Raw genomic sequence first — 16,539 nt, forward strand, 5'->3', positions numbered from 1 at the left:
GACAGTGAAATGCCAATATTGAAAGTTACTGTTTTTCAAAAAAACATACATACCCAGATTACAAAAGATCAAAAGCAAAAGTTAGCAACTGCAAAATCGGATTTTTTACTTTTACCTGAATTGTTTCCCTCTTTTCATTCTGAGGACAAGTCAGTAGCTGACAAATCTAAAAGAAAGAATGCTTACTTAGATAAGATATTGGAAATATCGGAATACTATAAAGGTGTGATTTTGGGTGGCAGCATAGTCCGTGAACTGGAAGGAAAATATTACTATTCCACTCCTATTGTACAAAACATCAATCTAATCGATTGGTATGATCAAAATAATCCAAGCGAAAAAGATTTCAGTCAAGGAAGTAGTGATGGGATTTATATTTTGAGTGGTTTAAGATTTTCTCTTTTTACCGGAGAGGATTTGAATATAAACAATCAATTAAAGGTGATGAAAATTTTAAAAGATGAGAAAATTCCAATTGCATTTCATATTAATTCAATTTCAAATTTTTCAGGGTACGATGATGATATGAGTTTCTATTCAAAATTATCCAAAGAAAATGACTTACAGATAGTCAAATGTTCTGGTATAGGATCGCACAACGATAAAAGATTAGACGGTAGAAGTTTATTTGCAACCAAAACCGGTTTGAACTGGAAGGTGGCTCCTTTTGAAAATGAAGCAGAGATTATTAAAACTCTATCTGTAAGCTCAGTTACCTGATTTTTGAAGCACTTCGTGTAAAACGTATAGTCCGGATTTTCCTCTAATCTCTGTTCTGAATTTTTTTCCAAATTCAAATAACCCTAGATCTTTTACGCTTTGGTAAGTTGAATCAGAAATTAAAAAGTTGGAATGGGTTTTTTTTGTCATCCCTTCTATTCTTGAAGCCATGTTGACCGTGTCTCCGATTGCAGTAAATTGCATTTTCAATTTATAGCCAATTTCACCGATGAGTACATTTCCGTAATCTATCCCTATTCCAATTTTAAATTCAATATGAAAGTTTTTTCTTAGATAGGAATTTATGTTTTCTAAAGAATTTAAAATACCAAGCCCGGCTTGAATTGCATGTACTGAAGGGTTTCCTTTTTTGGGATTCAATCCAAACAAAACCATGATTCCGTCTCCCATATACTTATCTATATATCCAGAATTCTCATCTATTTCCTTTCCTATCTCGTTAAAATATCTGTTTAGCATGTGAATAACATCATAAGGATAATTTTTTTCTGAAAAGTTCGTAAAAGAACGAATATCACAAAAAAGAATCGCTAGTTTTTCTTCTCGTTTGGGAATTGCGTTATGCGCCACTCCTTCATTTACAGCAGTCTCTATATCTTGTTTATCTAAAACTAATCTTCTTAATTTCAGATTTCCGGATGAATATGTTTGACAAGCCAATCGAATTTCTTCACTGAAAGATTTCTTCTTGGCAAGCTCCGTCTCAGCTAAATTTCGAGGTAAACAGTTTTCAATTCCTTCTAATACAATAATACGACACGTGGAACACCTTGCATTTCCTCCGCACTCGTGTTTGCATTCTATACCCGCATTCAATAAATTTTCAAGAATTGATTTTGTGTTATTTGCTTGAATCTTTTTGTCATCTACAACGTCTAACTCAATAGTTTTTTTATTTATAGGATGGCTTTCTTCTGAGGAAATTTTCACTTCTTCGTATTCAATTTTGGGAAGAAATCTAGAAAGATAAGTTTCTGTTTTTACAGATTTTTCATTTAGTTTAGTTTGATTTTTGATTTCATCGAATTGGGAAGAAAGTTTGTGTAATTTCTTTGATTGAATAAAAAGTTTTAGTATAAGCAAGATGATTGTAATAATTAAAAGAATGAAAACGATATGTTCTTGGTGCATAAATCCCTCACATAATTTAACTATATAATTTGATGATTTTTCAATGAAGTGTAGAGTATCGTAATACTGACTTTTAGAATAGACAATATTGGAATAGAAAATAGCATCCCCGGCAGCCCAAAAAGTTCACCCCCCGCAACCACTCCAAAAATCATAATGAGTGGATGAAGTGAAACTGATTTTGCAATTATTGTAGGCTGAACTATTATATTATCAAATAACTGTGCAAAAATAATTACACCCAAAACTCCAGATACGCCTGTAGATGGATTGTTATCTAAAATAGAAAAAATCGCAGGGAGGACAGCTCCGAGAATAGGTCCTATGTATGGGATTGAATTTGTTATGCCCACAAATATTCCGAAAATTAAAAAGTATTCCATTCCTATTAGATAGAATCCAATGGAAACGATCACAGTCATTATCCCCCCTTGTATTACAAGACTTTTTAAATAACTTGTGATTTGTTCATTGATCTTATGCGTAATCATTAAAGTCATTTCAAAAAATCTATTGGGCACAACAACAATAAGATTTTTATATAATTTATCTCCTTCCAGAAGAAGAAAAAAAGAAATGATTGGGGTGATGATTAAGTAGGTAATTAGTTTAGGAATAAAATTCATAAAAGTGTTGAGTGCAGTTTTTATATACTCGACTAACTTAATAAGGATTACTTCAGGTTTAATAATTTCTGCCCAGTTGAAATCTTTATCGTTAATTTTTATAGCAATGTTCAGATTCATAAACTTAAATTTATTTTCGTTTGGAAGATTTGTCCAATCAGTCAATAAAGGATAGAACTTGGAATACAAAGGGGGTAGAATTTTAAAAAGCAGTAAAGAAACTCCACCACCTAAAATAAAAAATATTATTAAAATACTCGCAATACGCGGGATACCGATTCCTTCTGCATAATCAACTAACGCATTAAATAAATAAAAAACTAAAGCCGAAAATACAATCGGAAATATAAGGGTATGAATTCCAAATATTGTGACTACAATAGTCACTGATATCAATAAATAGAAAGAATATTTTACAAGTCTTACAGAAATCGGAAGAGATTTAAACACTGTCACGTTTTACTTTCCCTTTAAAATACGCTTTTTCTAAAACCTGATTTGTTTTGCTCAACCTTTGGGCTATCACTGAGGCAATGCTCATTACAATTTCTATCCCTACTTTTGGTTTGCGTTCTATTAATTTTTTTAAATCGGGCTGAAAAAATCCGATTAGAATACTGTCTTCTGTTGCAGTTGCGGTAGCCGTTCTTACTTCATCTGTGAAAAGTGACAATTCTCCGAAAAATGCACCCTTAGGTAGATCAGCAAGATTCATACTGACACCTTCCATTTTTGATGCAATCAATACCCTGCCCTCTTGAATCAGATAGAGTCCAGAGCCAACCTCACCTTGACGAAAGATTTCTTCTCCAGCTTTGTAATTTCTAATATGAACTAATGAAGCTACTTCTTTAAGAATTCGTCTGCTCAGGTTTTCAAATAAAGCGGTATCAGAAAGAAACCGGGTGATTTCTTCCTTGAAAGTTTCTTTCTTCTTTAGAATAGCTTTCCAATAAGGTATTTCCATGCTTTAAATATCGGCAAAGAAATATCCGAAAATAATAGATTCATTCAACGGGACTTCTTATCTTGCGTGGAATTCATAGTAAATATTAAGATTACAAGACCTATTGTGACACAAGAGTCAGCATAATTGAAAGCTGGCCAACGTCTGAAAAGCAAAAAGTCCGGCCAATCGAAACTAAGGAAATCCACAACACCGATAAATTCACCTGGGTTTTTAGCGGTAAATCCAATTTTGACTCCTCCACCAGGCGGCATTTTTACAAAAAATTTATCTATAAAGTTACCAAAGGCACCAGTCATAACCAAATTCCAGCCCCATGGATTTCCTATATCATAATTTTTCCATCTATATCCTATTAAAAATACAATAGCGATAGCAGTGAATATTAAAGAAATAATAGAATTGTCTTGAAACATTCCGAATACAAACCCGGTATTAAAAGTAAGAGCCATCCAAAAAAAATCTCCCAACACCGGATACACTACCTCAGCAGAATAATTTTGAATAACCCAATACTTCGTAGATAGGTCAATCATCACACCTACCAGTATAAAAAGGATGTAAGAAGGTTTCACTACTTCTAAGAATTTTTTTTCAAAATATTCTGATAATTTCATGGTTTTCCTTTATCTATGGTTTAATATCAATAATATGAAAGTCTATTACACTACAAAATACGATTGAATTTTGTAAACTTTTATCTTTTCTACTAATTCATACTTAAAAAATCCTGATACAAATTTTTGGCTAAAAATTTATAATTTGTCTTTTTCCATTTTTACGAATAGTTTCAAGAATTTCCATAATTTCAAGATTGTCTTTTAAAGAGCCTGTAATTGTTTCAATTTTCCCTGTAGCTTTTTTATAAATTTCATCGTATAAAATGATCCATGGATTGGAATGAGACTTTACTGGATTTTTTGCTGGAAATAAACTATAAAAATTTTTATAAAGAGTGGACTTTCCTATTTCATAAAATCTATGTCCGTCGTTACTTAGCACAATTCTATTGGAAGTAGTTTCTATATCAATTTCAAACTGAAAATATTTTCTACCTCCACCGACTTCTAAGAATACAATCTCACCATTCAGATATTGAAACATAGCAATGATTCTTTCGGCGTAATTCGATTTTTTACTTCTCACCCAATACTTAGATTCTATTTTTTGAGGGCTTCCTATAAGCCAGTGAATATAATCTACTGCATGGGTTCCATCGTGCAAGAGATGGCCTATGTAACTACTCGTTGGGTCGTTGTTTGAATTGGTTAAAACGCTTGCTTTGATAGTTTTGATTTTCCCTAATTGATTTTCAAGATATAGTTTTCTTACTTTGGAATAAACAGGGTGGTGTCTTCTTTCGTGATTTACCCAAATATTGATATTTTTCTTTTTTGACAAAGAATAAATTTTTTTTAATTCGTCTAAATTTAAACATACCGGTTTTTCTATGAGTATGTGTTGAATGTTTTTCTGTATCGCAAAAATTGCATTTTCATAATGGCTTATTGACGAGCTTGCAATTATGCAAAGATCGAACATTGAGTTTTGGATTTCTTTTAAATCAGAAATTATTTTTCTACTTTGAATCTTCCAGTACTTAGAAAAATCTTTTATCTTTTCCGTTTGAGTATCGTATATCCCTGTTAGTTCAAATCTTTGTTTTCCAAATTTACTGTATAACACTCCTGAATGAGTGCAGGGATGAGTTCTATATGTATCTTTTTCTAATAAATAGGAAATTCTTCCAAGACCCAAAATAAGGGTTTTCAATTTTCTCATCTGCTTAGAACTCTGTCAAATACTTCTTTGGTAATTTCTGAAGACCTCTTCCAGCTGAATTTTTTAGGATCAAATTTGACTCTATTCGGTTTATTTTGGTATTGGATGATTTTTTTTGCCCAAAGGGAAGGGTCGGTAAGCGGTAAATACAAAATTTCTTTTCCACCAATTTCTCTAAAAGTTGGAATATCGGAAACAATAGAAAATTTTTTATGGAGCAAGGCTTCTACTAATGGAATTCCAAATCCTTCATACAAGGAAGCAAACAAAAAAAGTGAGGCTCGGTGGTACAGGTGCTGCAATTCGTGGTCGTCTGGTGATTCAATAAATATTAATGAAGAATCAGATTGTAATCTTTCTTGAAACTGAACTAAGAAATCTTCTGATTCCCAGCCGATTTTTCCTGCAATTACCCAAGATAATTTATTTTTACCTTTGTATTGTTTTGAATATTCTTCATACACTTTGAGTAAAAAAGGATAATTTTTTCTAGGCTCGATTGTGGATACAGTAAGAAAATATGAAGATGGAATATTTAAAATTCTTTTTGAAACCGGAAAAGATTGAAAATATTTAATTGAGTTTGGGTCAATCCCCGGATAGGCAACTCTTGTTTTATCCTTGTCAAAATGAAACAATTGAATCATGTCGTCGTTAGTTTGTTTTGAAATCGAAATTATAAAATTTGCTCTTTTTACAGAAAGTTTTTGAAACAGTCTTTGCTGGATTGCAGCAATTTTTCGCATAGTGTTCGGAAAAAAATAGGAGACCAGATCGTAAAAGGTGAGCACTACAGGAAGTGCCTTAGGTAAAAATGGACATATAACTTGTTGTGAACCCCAAAATAAATCCAAGCCAATTTTTCTGACTAATAGTGGAAGATAGAGGTTAAAATAAATTCCTCCTTTCCAAGCAAAAATTCCGGTGGACTGAATCACTTTCACATTTTTAAGTTCGAGTAAAGAAATATGAGATTGGTGGATGGTTCTATGAGTGAAAAGATAAAACTCAAAACTTTCTTTTTCTGGAAAGAATCGAATTGTTTCTGCAATCACCCTTCCAACACCGGAAATTCCAGTAGATAGAGGTCGGGCATCTACACCTATTTTATATACTCTACTTTTTTTATTCTTCATCGAATTTTAGAATGTTCTTGAATCTCTTCTATATGAGAATTTAGCAGATGAAAAACCTCATTTTTTTCTCCAGCTAAAATTCCGTATCTTTTGGAATCCATTCTATTGAATGTAAAATTTTCTTTTGTAGTCAATTCAATTGCAATTAAACCGTTGGCTTCGATTAAAGCAACACCCGCGCAAATATCCCATTCATTTTTTGGACGAAGTGAAATCGTGAAAGAATAAATGCCAGTGGCGACTAAAGCGAGTTTGTAAGCTATTGAACCAATCGGTTTTAATGTATAATCCTTTTCCCAGAAATCATTTTTAGAAAATAGCTTAGATTCATATTCAGATCGAGAAACAACCAATTCTTTTTTATCGGAATACTTTTTTAAGTTTTGTTGAAAACGAATAGAAGATTTTTGAATAGAAAATTCTTCTCCTACAATTGTATAGAAAACTCCCTGCCCTACTATACCCATAAATAGCTCTTTTGTGGCTGGATTCAAAATAATTCCAAATTCTGCAATATGGTTTACAGATAGACCTACACTGATACAGAACTCATTTCTCTTTGCTACAAATTCTCTGGTTCCATCTATCGGGTCAATGATCCAGACTTTATTGTTTTGAATTCTATTTGAGTTATCAAATATTTCTTCTGAAAAAATCCCGTCGTCTGGAAAATATTTATTTATCCCTTGAACAATAATTGAATTCGCTTCGATGTCTGCGTTCGTAAGAGGGTCATCAGCCTTTTTCATCTGGACAGTAAAATTGGAATGAAATATTTCGTGAACTCTTTTTCCTGCTTGAAGTACAATATCAATAATAGGATAAATTTCAGAAAGTTGAATCACGAAAATATATTATTTTTTAGATTCAGTCTCTGCTGGTTTTTGTTCCGTTTTTGTCTTAGTTTCGTTTTGGTGATTTGGATCACTACTCGTATTCAAATTTGCATTTTCCGGTTTTATGTAAAATCTTTCTTCAATCGGAGTTTGCAAATATAATGAAGGATCTGTAGCATACATTAAAAATATATAGAATTGTTTGTATTTTACGTAGCAGTTGAAAGTGCCCGGAGCCATTTCGTATCCGATAGTAGATGAGCTTAAATCTTTCAAGATAGATTCATGATCTATGTATTTCTTGATTAAAGAAATTTTAATTGCAGACATAAGATTTTTTTCTAGAGTTTTCTTCTTCTGCTCATCTGAGGCAGGGGGATTTCTGTAGTATTCTTCGACTTTGGTAAACTCATCCATAGTGCCCGGTGCTTTTTCTGCCAATACAGAAAATTGAAATCCAACAAAAATCGCAAATGAGATGAAAATTATATATTTCATATATCCCCCTATACATACTATCGGCATGACAAAAACGAATATTACTGTCTATCTTAATATTTTTTTAAATCAAAGAAAATCTAACTTAGTATAGGCAAGTAAAAAATTCTTATCAATATTTCCAAATCGAATTTTGGCTTTTCTGTTATCTCCTGCGCCAGTTAAGGAAAGTATATCTCCTTTGCCGTAATCTTTATGTATTACTTTTTGACCGATATAAATGTCAGATTTGTCATTCATGGTGGATTTGCTTTTATCCATCTGCACTAAAGGGATACTATCTGAACTTAGGGGAGGATGCAATGGGGTTCTTCTATAGGAAAAAGAGTTGTCAGTGTTTTCTTGAATCAATTCTTTAGGGATTTCATTTAAAAATCTGGATGGCTCCCTTGTTTCATACATTCCTGATCCAAATTTTCTTTTTCTTGTAACGTGAGTTAAAAAAAGTTTTTTTCTTGCACGAGTGATTGCAACATAACAAAGCCTTCTTTCTTCTTCTAAATCCCCTTTCCCGTCTATCACCATAAAATGAGGAAAAGTCCCTTCTTCTAATCCGGCAATAAAAACAATTTCGTATTCTAAGCCTTTTGAATTGTGCATGGTCATTAATGTCACATAATCTGAAAGATCGCTTTTTTCTTCTTCACTCGTAAGTAGGCTAATAGAATTTAGGTATTCATCTAAAGTTGCATTTTCGTTTTCATCTTCGTAATCTAAAAGAGAGTTTACGAATTCTTGTAAGTTTTCTAATCTATTCAAAGATTCTAAGCTGTCATCTTTTTGGAAATATTCTTTAAAACCAGCCCTAATTATCAGATCGTTTAGAATAGAAGAAGGAAGGATTTTTTTATTATTTTTTTCTATTAAATCGAGCATCATAAGGTAGAATTCTTTTACTTTGGAAAGTGTTCCCTTTTTTAAATCCAAATTTTCTTTGTTCAATACTTCAAAAAGAGAGATTCCTTTAATTCTTGAAACATCCTTTAATTTTTCAAGTGAGGTATCTCCGATTCCTCTTGGTGGAGAATTGATAATTCTAAGTAACGAGGTTGAGTCCAAAGGGTTGACTATCACATTTAAGTAAGCGATAACATCTTTTATTTCAGCTCTATCAAAAAAGCGAAAGCCTCCGAATATTTTATAAGGAATACCATGGGATCTAAGTGCCTCTTCAATGTATCTACTTTGAGAATTTGTTCTATAAAAAACTGCAAAATCAGAATAGGAACTTGTATTTTTGTAAAGCTCTTTGATTTTTTTAATTATACCGTGGGCTTCATCAAACTCGCTTTCAAATACATTTAAACTGATTTTGTCTCCGTCCGGGTTGTTTGTGAAAATAGTTTTTTCTGTTCTGACGGAATTGTATGAGATTAGATTTGATGCCGCACGTATTATATTTCCTGAAGATCTGTAATTTTCTTCTAACTTAACTATAAATGTATCTGGGAAATCTTTTTCAAATTCTAAAATATTTCTTACATCGGCACCCCTCCAAGAATAGATGGATTGATCGTCATCTCCGACAACGCAAAGGTTTTTTAAATCTCCCGCAAGCTGTTTTGATAAAAGATATTGCGCATGGTTGGTATCTTGGAATTCATCTACCATGATATACTTCCAGCGAAGGTTGTATCTGGCTAAAAGTTCTTTATCGTTATCAAATATTTGAACAGTTTTAAAAATCAAATCTCCAAAATCGAGTGCGTTTTGTTTTTCTTTATATGATTCATATCTTTCAAAAATTTTTAATACATTTTCATAGTATCTTCCAATTAAGCTTTCGTCTAACGTATTAAACCAATTCGATGGAGTCAACATTTCGTCTTTTGCTCTATTGATGATAGTCGAGATAGAATTTGACTTGAATTCTTTACTATCTAATTTCAAACTCTTCACTACCTCAGTAATCAAAGACTCTTGTAACGAGGAATCATAAACAGTAAAATTAGAACTAAACCCAAGCCTATCCCAATTGGATCTTAGAATAAATAAACAAAGAGAGTGAAATGTTCTAACCATGATTTCTCCGGAAAATTTTGGAAGAAGAGAAATCACTCTTTCTTTCATCTCATTTGCAGCTTTGTTTGTGAAAGTCATTGCACAAATCGAGTAAGGAGAGATATTTTCATTTGTAATCAAATTTGCAATTCTGTGGGTAATCACCCTAGTCTTGCCCGATCCGGCACCCGCAAGGATTAAAAGTGGACCATGGATTTTTTTTACTGCTTTTATTTGGGCTTCATTTAAATGACTAAAATCCAAGTTCATATCAAAATCTGAAATCTCCAATCCCGAATACAAATTTGAAACCTTTGTCTGCCTCGTAAGTAGTGAATGGGTGTCCATTCCATCCACCACCGTCTCCACCAGTGTATCGCAGTTTTTGAGCAAAATACAATCGCAACGGAAGAACCGGAATTTGAATTCTAAGACCGAACCCCCAAGAAAACCGAAATCTGTCGAGTGCAATATTATTTACAGACAAAACCAACCTACCCGGATCTTCTGTTCTAAAAGGGCTTTCCGGAGTTTTCTTGCCTGAAGAATCAAAATGCTCGTATAAATATAAATTCATTGCAGCTTCTGGATTTATAAGCGGGTTTGCAAGTGCCCTTTGTTGTCTCACTAATCCGTCAAAGTCTTTAAATGATTTTGCTCTTTCACCCACCGAACGATTGATTTCCTCATACATAGCTCCTGCATCAAAGAAAACTACAAACCAAAGTAGGCTCGGCTCAATTGGGAATCTAAGCTCTGAGCCAAACAAGACTCTGGAGGCAGAACCATTTCTCCATTCTGTAGGATAGAATCTATCGTCAAACCTCCAGCCTCGCAAGGATTCATAGCCTCCTAAATAATTCAAATCCATGATTTGAATGTATGGGTTTGTTTGCTTGTCTTGCTTGTGATAGACAGGTACTCTTTCATAAGTAAAAACACTGGATGTGCGAAATTCTTGAACTACTCTCCACCTTCGTAAAGCATTACTCCGAATCAATCCGAATAGGGTGTAATCAAACCAAGTGTGAAAAAACTCAAACATAGGTCGAATTTGATCGAAGTGACTTTGACCGCCTAAGTATTGTCCTACATTGTCAACAGAAAAAACAAAGGAAGTACCCGATGTAGAGTTAAAAATATTGTCTCGATTGTCAAAGGAAATCCCATTGGTTAACTGAGACCGGAATTGCCATCCGTGGCTTACCTCTGCCAGAACTTGATCCGATACCAAGGAAGTTGGTCTAGAAGAAATAAAAAAACTGGGAGAGTATCTATGAAAATGGCTCCAGTTTATAAAAAACCTGTGACCAATTCCCGCCGAAACCCCTACTCTTGATCTCTCAAAGGATGCGCTTTCTTTTATGGATTGATTGTTGTTTTCTGTGATCGCCGCAGCCCCAACATTTAAAACCTGAGATGTATAAAATAGGCTCATAGTCAATGACCAAGGTTTATCAAAAATCCAAGGCTCAGTCCATGTAAGCTGAAACATTTTTCGTAAAGGCCCAAATTCCAAACGACCAGAAACTTTTTGTCCTGTTCCGTTTAAATTATTTTCTCCTAGTTCTGTAAAAATTGAAAAACCGGTAATTGTTCCATACCCTCCACCCATGGAAATAGTTCCAGTAGGTTGCTCTACAACTTCTACAATCAAGTTCATTTTAGTTTCATCAGAGCCAGGTCTCATATTAAAATTGACTTCTTTGAAATAGCCAAGATTAAAAATTCTTTCTCTAGATCTGTTTACTAACTGTGAATTAAAAAGATCTCCCGTTTTAAATAACAACTCTCTTCGGATTACTTTTTCAAGAGTCTTTTTGTTTCCCTTAATGATAATATTTTCAACATAAGCTAAATTATTTTCTCGAATTAAAAAATCAACGTGTACGAATTTTTTTCCTTTTGACTCGGGGTCTTCAGTTAATAGTTTTCTTAATTTTTTTATATTTAAAATTTCTGCGTCTTCCTCACATTCTTTTACATCAGCAGGACTTCTTCGAGAAGAGCAGTTTTCGTATTGCTTCAAGTCTTCATCCGATAAATTCAAATACCTTCTTTTCGGCGCAACTTGAGCAAATAGATACCCTTTGCCGCTGTAAAGCTCGTTTATCATAGCTCTATCTCTAACGAACTTTCCTTCATCAAAAATTTCTCCAACATCATCATTTGTAAATTCATACAACCCTTCTAAATATTTTACTTCAAATACAGGCTTGAAATTTTCTTTAAGAGTTCCGGCAGGGTTGTTTTCTTTATTCAAAAACATAGGTTGTCCGTTTGGCTCTACACTTAAATCGTGTGCTGTGCTATATCCGTTAAAAAAGTATAAATCTCCTTCATTGATTTTAAAATTTACAATGATTACCCTTTTATTTTTTATTCTTGGATTCTCCCAGTGGATTTCCCAGTTCGTTCCTTCATTAATAAGTTCTGCATCAAGATACCCTTTAGATTTTAAGTAGGCTACAATTTTTTGCTTATCTGTTTCGTAAGTAGTTTCTTTAAAATTTCCACTTTCAATAAAGCCGGCTTCTTTTAATTCTAAAATACCTTGCAACTCGGCTGAATCAATATTTTTCGTACCCATAATATTTATTTTCGATACAGGAATTTCATCGCCTTCGTCTATGATGAATTTGATTTTGACGAGATTTGTTTTTGGGTTTAACTTTCCGATTTCAAATTTTACATAAGCGTGAAAAAATCCTTCATCACGATATTTCTTTAAAATCATTTCTTTTGCAGTATTGATTTTTTCTGGAGACACTACTTCATTTTCTTTTAAGGGCATTTTATCTCTAAGGTCGGAAGGAAATACTTCATCGGCTCCGATGAATTCAATTTCTTCTACACGAGGCCTTTCGTTTAGCTCAAATATAACTTTCACCCCATTTGAGGTAATTTCCCCTTGAATGTCTATATTGTAGAAATACCCGGTTGAGAATAGAGAAGATAAATCTTTATTTAAAAGTTTTTCAGTGAGAGGCATTCCTTTACGCATTTCAATTTTTGCATAAATATCCTCAGGTAGAGTATTTTTATTACCACGAAATACAATATCCGTAATTTGTTTCCCTATATAATCTGTTCTTTTTGACAATAGATCAGTGACAGTAGAATAAGAGAGTATGAATAGTACGAGAATACTCGATATGACTGCTTGATAAGATTTACGAATTTTCAAATTGATAAATAAAACCCTTAAATTATTCTAAAACCCACAATATATAGCTAAGTTTCCTTATTTTAAACTTTTACAACAATCTTTCAAATAGACTCTGAATTGAAAAGCTACTATTTTAATCAGTGTTTCCTTTTAATCTAAAAATATATTCTCTAAAAAACTCGGAATTTTCGTTTTTTTCATCTTTTTCAAATCTCATGGATCTAATTTGTTTTGATACACTAATATCCAATAGTGAAAACCCACTCCTTTGGATAAATTCAACACCAAAAACTTTTCCGCTTGGATCAACTTTTGCTCTTATCTTTACGATAGCCGACACTCCAATATTTTTGACTGATGAAGGAAAGTGGAGAGGTGGGTCGAAAAGGATTTCTCTTTTGGGCTTTCCATGCTTCCATAAAGGATTTTTTTTTTCTTCATCGAATACGATTTTTCTTTCTTTTTCAACTTCAATTTTTTTGGATAAAAATTCATTTTTAGGATTTTTTCCTGATTCCTTATACTTTATGCTTCTACCCTCTGTAAGCTCTTCTTCTCTATCAACCGTTTTATTTTTAGTTGAAGATGTTTTAAAACCAGACAGTAAATTATTCGTATCTCGATTTTTTTTGGATTGCTTTTTTGAAATTTTAGTGTCTTTCGTATTCTTTGTCTTTTTAAGCTCGTTGTTTTGCAAAGTTTGTTCATTTGTGATTGAATGAATCTCTCTGTTTTTTGTAATTTCTATAAAGATTGTTTCGTTATCTATAGCTTTAGCAAAAAAAAGAGAATAGCCAACTAAGATCAAATGAAAAGATAGACTTAGAGAAAATGCAAATTTTAGTCTTATATCCAAATTTTATTTATCTGAAGAATTTCCCTTTACCATTGCAAGATTGAACTTTATTACACCGGCAGCGTTTACCTGATCAATTACTTTTACGATTACTTGATAGCTTGCTCCGGAATCTCCTCTGATGATTACTCTATTTTTCTTTGGGTCTCTATTTTTTTCAGGACCCAAAAATGTAGTTATTTTTTCGGTTAGTTTATCAATAGGTACAGGGTCAGTATCTTTATCTAAAAAAACTTTTCCTTCTTTATTTACTGTTATCACCAATTCATCGGGATTTTTCTCTTGCGAAACACTCGAAGAGGATCGGGGAAGCTCGATTTTAATTTTAGTTCCTTTCTCCATCGTTGCATTAATTAAAAAATAAATTACTAAAAAGGAAACTACGTCGATTAGAGAAGTCAGGTCAACCCTATCGAATGTTTTCATGGTTCTTCTAAATTTCATTTTTTATCAGCCCGAAAAATTTGAATGGCTTGATTGGAAAGATTTTCTATTTCGTTCAACCTCTCTTCTTTTTTACGAACTAGGTAGTTATAAAAAATATATGCAGGAATTGAAATAAATAATCCCATCGCAGTTGTAATTAATGCCTCACTAATTCCAACCTCTGCTCCTTTTGTTCCGGCCCCTTCACCAAATGAGCGTATCATTCCTACAACGGTTCCGAGGACTCCAAGCAAAGGTCCAATCGTTGCAATAGTTCCAAGACCTGTGAGAAATTTTTCCATCTGATGAATTTGTCTATACCCTTCAGTTTCCATTTCATCTTCTACATACTTTGAGCCTCTTCTTTTAAAATCCAATCCAACTTGCAAGACGGAAGATGCAGGGGAATTGCTTACACTTCCGATGTAGTCTCTTGCTTCGTCCCATTTCATTTCCCGCATAAGGTCTTTGAATTTTCTCATGTCCTCTTGAGTTATTGGTTTCATTCTCCAAAAGTACACCATTCTTTCTATAATAATTGTAAACCCTACAATCGAAACTAATATAATTATAATCGGAATACTTTCAGGTGGAATTGCCGATATTAACGAATTTGTTTTTCCTAATGGTACCATTTTATTTCCTCAAAATATAAAGTAAGTTTTTATAAGTTCATTCTCATGCCAAATAAAATTTGTCTTCCGGGATAATAGAAATTTTCTCTAAAAAATAGCTCTCTATCCTCAATATTTCTAATTTCTAACCTAAAATCTAATTTTCCAAAAATCGCATAGTAAAAAAGAAAATCTAAACGTCTTTGATCGGAAATTTTTTTTCCAATTTTATTCGTGTTCATATTCGACATATATTGCCCTTTTAGTTCAAGCGAAAGTTTAGAATAATTCAACCTTACATAAGCGGTTTGTACAATTTTCGGCAAATAAGGCAGATCGTCTCTATCATAATTTCTGCAACTGCCTTCTGCTCCAATTTGAAAATTTTCACCAATCGGTAAATTTAACTCTAAACTAAAAAAATCATAGCCGATATCTTTTTGTTCCGGTCGGTACAAAAATTCTTTGGTTTGATAAAAGAAATATTTTCCGTATTCAAAAGCATTTCCTGCTTTCAAATGAAAACGCAGATTAGGAATCTCATACTTTAGAGATGTATAGGCTTTTTGAATTTCCGTTCTTCTTAGTTGTAAATTCAAATCGGAAAGGTCGTTTTGTATATAGGTTTCTAAAAAATTTACTAATTGCCCTGATTTTTCGTAGTTTAAGGATATAAGATAGTCTTTCAATCTATATCCAAGATTTATTTCTCCTCCGTAAAAGTTTTTATCGTTTTGTAAAAAATGAAAATTCCAAAATGATTTAAAAATAAACCCGCGAAGTAAGCTCCCGCTTTCTTTTTTGGAAAACCCACCTTGGAATCTCCCTTCTTTTTTTTCAGGAAGGTCAGAGCTGTTAAAACTTTTATAGAGTTGGGTGTTTTTTCCTGAGTAAACAGACGAGGAAAGTGTAGTACAGATTTTCCAATTATTGTTCAAATCGTATCCGGCTTCGTAACCAAGGGAACGTTTTTTGAATTCAGACTTTTTATCTGTATTGGTATTTGATGGTGAAATAAATCTGGAATCATCATCCAGTTTGAATTCATACAAATCGGATTTTATTTTATGAATCAGTTTATCGCTTTGAATATAATCGATCAAGAACTCTGCACGATTCAAATTCTTTTTTTGTTTTTGGAATATCGGGTTATCTTGCAAATATAGTATAGAATTTTGGCGGGTGACGTTGTACGATAATTTAAAATTTTCGGAGAAATAGGTAAAACCTTTTAGCTCGTATTGATTTTTGGTTTTCTTTGAATCTAAAATGTATTTTCCTCTACTTTCAAAGAAGTCGTAAGATTCGTCTTTTGCCTTTAGAGAAAATAAACTAAATCGGAAATCATCGGCTTTTGATCCATGGTTTAAGATTTTGCTGAATAAAATATTTCCTCCAATAAAATTTCCATAGCCTCCATAAATAGAAAAAGAATTCTCTCTAAATTTTTTCATTGATGCCTTCTCTTTAGATTCAAACCTTTCTATAGTTTTGTTGGTATCTTCAGGAGTCAGGTTTCGTTTTTTTAAAGAAATTTCTCTTTCTGGGATTGAAAATTCAGTGTCTTCATATTCCTCTTGAAGCTTTAGAGATTCTTCTGAATTCTTTTTTTGAGTATTGTATAATGGGTTGTCGTCTAATAAAATATCTTTTTCTCTGATTTCATTTTCTATAGGAAAAATTTCTGTAGAGTTAATTATATAATTGAAAATCAGAAAATAGAAAATATAAAAAACTCTAAATGCCTTATTCAAGA

At 32.7% G+C, this 16,539-nt stretch carries 15 protein-coding genes; 1 reads left to right on the top strand and 14 read right to left on the bottom strand.

The annotated features are described in order from the left end of the window. The first annotated feature begins 9 nt into the window (after positions 1–9). Positions 10–720, top strand: coding sequence for an amidohydrolase (locus HS129_05245; protein MBE7411460.1), 711 nt, complete (start codon positions 10–12; stop codon positions 718–720). Here HS129_05245 and HS129_05250 read toward each other — a convergent pair. The 14 genes from HS129_05250 to HS129_05315 all read right to left on the bottom strand — a co-directional run bounded on the left by HS129_05250 (position 709) and on the right by HS129_05315 (position 16,537). Then, a complete protein-coding gene (locus tag HS129_05250) occupies positions 709–1,872 on the bottom strand; it encodes an adenylate/guanylate cyclase domain-containing protein (GenBank protein ID MBE7411461.1) in 1,164 nt (387 codons plus the stop codon). The genes HS129_05245 and HS129_05250 overlap by 12 nt on opposite strands. A gap of 20 nt (positions 1,873–1,892) precedes the next feature. Continuing rightward, positions 1,893–2,948 carry an AI-2E family transporter gene (locus HS129_05255; GenBank protein MBE7411462.1) on the bottom strand — a complete coding sequence of 352 codons (1,056 nt, stop codon included), beginning with the start codon at positions 2,946–2,948 and terminating at the stop codon, positions 1,893–1,895. Next, complete coding sequence (locus HS129_05260) at positions 2,941–3,465, bottom strand: cyclic nucleotide-binding domain-containing protein (GenBank protein ID MBE7411463.1); 525 nt, start codon at positions 3,463–3,465, stop codon at positions 2,941–2,943. The genes HS129_05255 and HS129_05260 overlap by 8 nt, the downstream gene beginning before the upstream one ends. A 44-nt stretch (positions 3,466–3,509) precedes the next feature. Continuing rightward, positions 3,510–4,082 (bottom strand): lipoprotein signal peptidase, encoded by a 573-nt coding sequence (locus HS129_05265; protein ID MBE7411464.1) that lies wholly within the window; start codon positions 4,080–4,082, stop codon positions 3,510–3,512. Positions 4,083–4,212: 130 nt separating this feature from the next. Further along, positions 4,213–5,238: a Gfo/Idh/MocA family oxidoreductase gene (locus HS129_05270; GenBank protein ID MBE7411465.1), complete on the bottom strand. Its 1,026-nt coding sequence runs from the start codon at positions 5,236–5,238 to the stop codon at positions 4,213–4,215. Positions 5,239–5,243: 5 nt separating this feature from the next. Then, positions 5,244–6,383 carry a glycosyltransferase family 4 protein gene (locus HS129_05275; GenBank protein MBE7411466.1) on the bottom strand — a complete coding sequence of 380 codons (1,140 nt, stop codon included), beginning with the start codon at positions 6,381–6,383 and terminating at the stop codon, positions 5,244–5,246. Further along, positions 6,380–7,228, bottom strand: coding sequence for a 3'(2'),5'-bisphosphate nucleotidase CysQ (locus HS129_05280; protein MBE7411467.1), 849 nt, complete (start codon positions 7,226–7,228; stop codon positions 6,380–6,382). The genes HS129_05275 and HS129_05280 overlap by 4 nt, the downstream gene beginning before the upstream one ends. A gap of 9 nt (positions 7,229–7,237) precedes the next feature. Beyond that, positions 7,238–7,717 carry a hypothetical protein gene (locus tag HS129_05285; protein MBE7411468.1) on the bottom strand — a complete coding sequence of 160 codons (480 nt, stop codon included), beginning with the start codon at positions 7,715–7,717 and terminating at the stop codon, positions 7,238–7,240. A 69-nt stretch (positions 7,718–7,786) separates the two neighbouring features. Next, entirely contained in the window at positions 7,787–9,988 is a 2,202-nt protein-coding gene (locus HS129_05290) for a UvrD-helicase domain-containing protein (protein ID MBE7411469.1), read from the bottom strand. A gap of 1 nt (position 9,989) precedes the next feature. After that, positions 9,990–12,905 carry a BamA/TamA family outer membrane protein gene (locus HS129_05295; protein ID MBE7411470.1) on the bottom strand — a complete coding sequence of 972 codons (2,916 nt, stop codon included), beginning with the start codon at positions 12,903–12,905 and terminating at the stop codon, positions 9,990–9,992. Between the two features lie 115 nt (positions 12,906–13,020). Next, positions 13,021–13,743: an energy transducer TonB gene (locus tag HS129_05300; protein MBE7411471.1), complete on the bottom strand. Its 723-nt coding sequence runs from the start codon at positions 13,741–13,743 to the stop codon at positions 13,021–13,023. 3 nt (positions 13,744–13,746) lie between these two features. Further along, positions 13,747–14,187 (bottom strand): biopolymer transporter ExbD, encoded by a 441-nt coding sequence (locus HS129_05305; protein MBE7411472.1) that lies wholly within the window; start codon positions 14,185–14,187, stop codon positions 13,747–13,749. After that, positions 14,184–14,804 (bottom strand): MotA/TolQ/ExbB proton channel family protein, encoded by a 621-nt coding sequence (locus tag HS129_05310; GenBank protein ID MBE7411473.1) that lies wholly within the window; start codon positions 14,802–14,804, stop codon positions 14,184–14,186. The genes HS129_05305 and HS129_05310 overlap by 4 nt, the downstream gene beginning before the upstream one ends. Before the next feature lie 29 nt (positions 14,805–14,833). Then, on the bottom strand, positions 14,834–16,537 hold the full coding sequence (locus tag HS129_05315; protein MBE7411474.1) for a hypothetical protein: 1,704 nt from the start codon (positions 16,535–16,537) through the stop codon (positions 14,834–14,836). Between the last annotated feature and the right edge of the window lie 2 nt (positions 16,538–16,539).

It is taken from the genome of Leptospiraceae bacterium, from assembly GCA_015075105.1.
Lineage (GTDB): Bacteria > Spirochaetota > Leptospiria > Leptospirales > Leptospiraceae > JABWCC01.

Bases quoted from the DNA above. Each gene is read 5' to 3' on its own strand.
- HS129_05245 (MBE7411460.1), top strand. From the start codon at position 10: ATGCCAATATTGAAAGTTACTGTTTTTCAAAAAAACATACATACCCAG.
- HS129_05250 (MBE7411461.1), bottom strand. From the start codon at position 1,872: ATGCACCAAGAACATATCGTTTTCATTCTTTTAATTATTACAATCATC.
- HS129_05260 (MBE7411463.1), bottom strand. From the start codon at position 3,465: ATGGAAATACCTTATTGGAAAGCTATTCTAAAGAAGAAAGAAACTTTC.
- HS129_05265 (MBE7411464.1), bottom strand. From the start codon at position 4,082: ATGAAATTATCAGAATATTTTGAAAAAAAATTCTTAGAAGTAGTGAAA.
- HS129_05275 (MBE7411466.1), bottom strand. From the start codon at position 6,383: ATGAAGAATAAAAAAAGTAGAGTATATAAAATAGGTGTAGATGCCCGA.
- HS129_05285 (MBE7411468.1), bottom strand. From the start codon at position 7,717: ATGAAATATATAATTTTCATCTCATTTGCGATTTTTGTTGGATTTCAA.
- HS129_05290 (MBE7411469.1), bottom strand. From the start codon at position 9,988: ATGAACTTGGATTTTAGTCATTTAAATGAAGCCCAAATAAAAGCAGTA.
- HS129_05305 (MBE7411472.1), bottom strand. From the start codon at position 14,187: ATGAAATTTAGAAGAACCATGAAAACATTCGATAGGGTTGACCTGACT.
- HS129_05310 (MBE7411473.1), bottom strand. From the start codon at position 14,804: ATGGTACCATTAGGAAAAACAAATTCGTTAATATCGGCAATTCCACCT.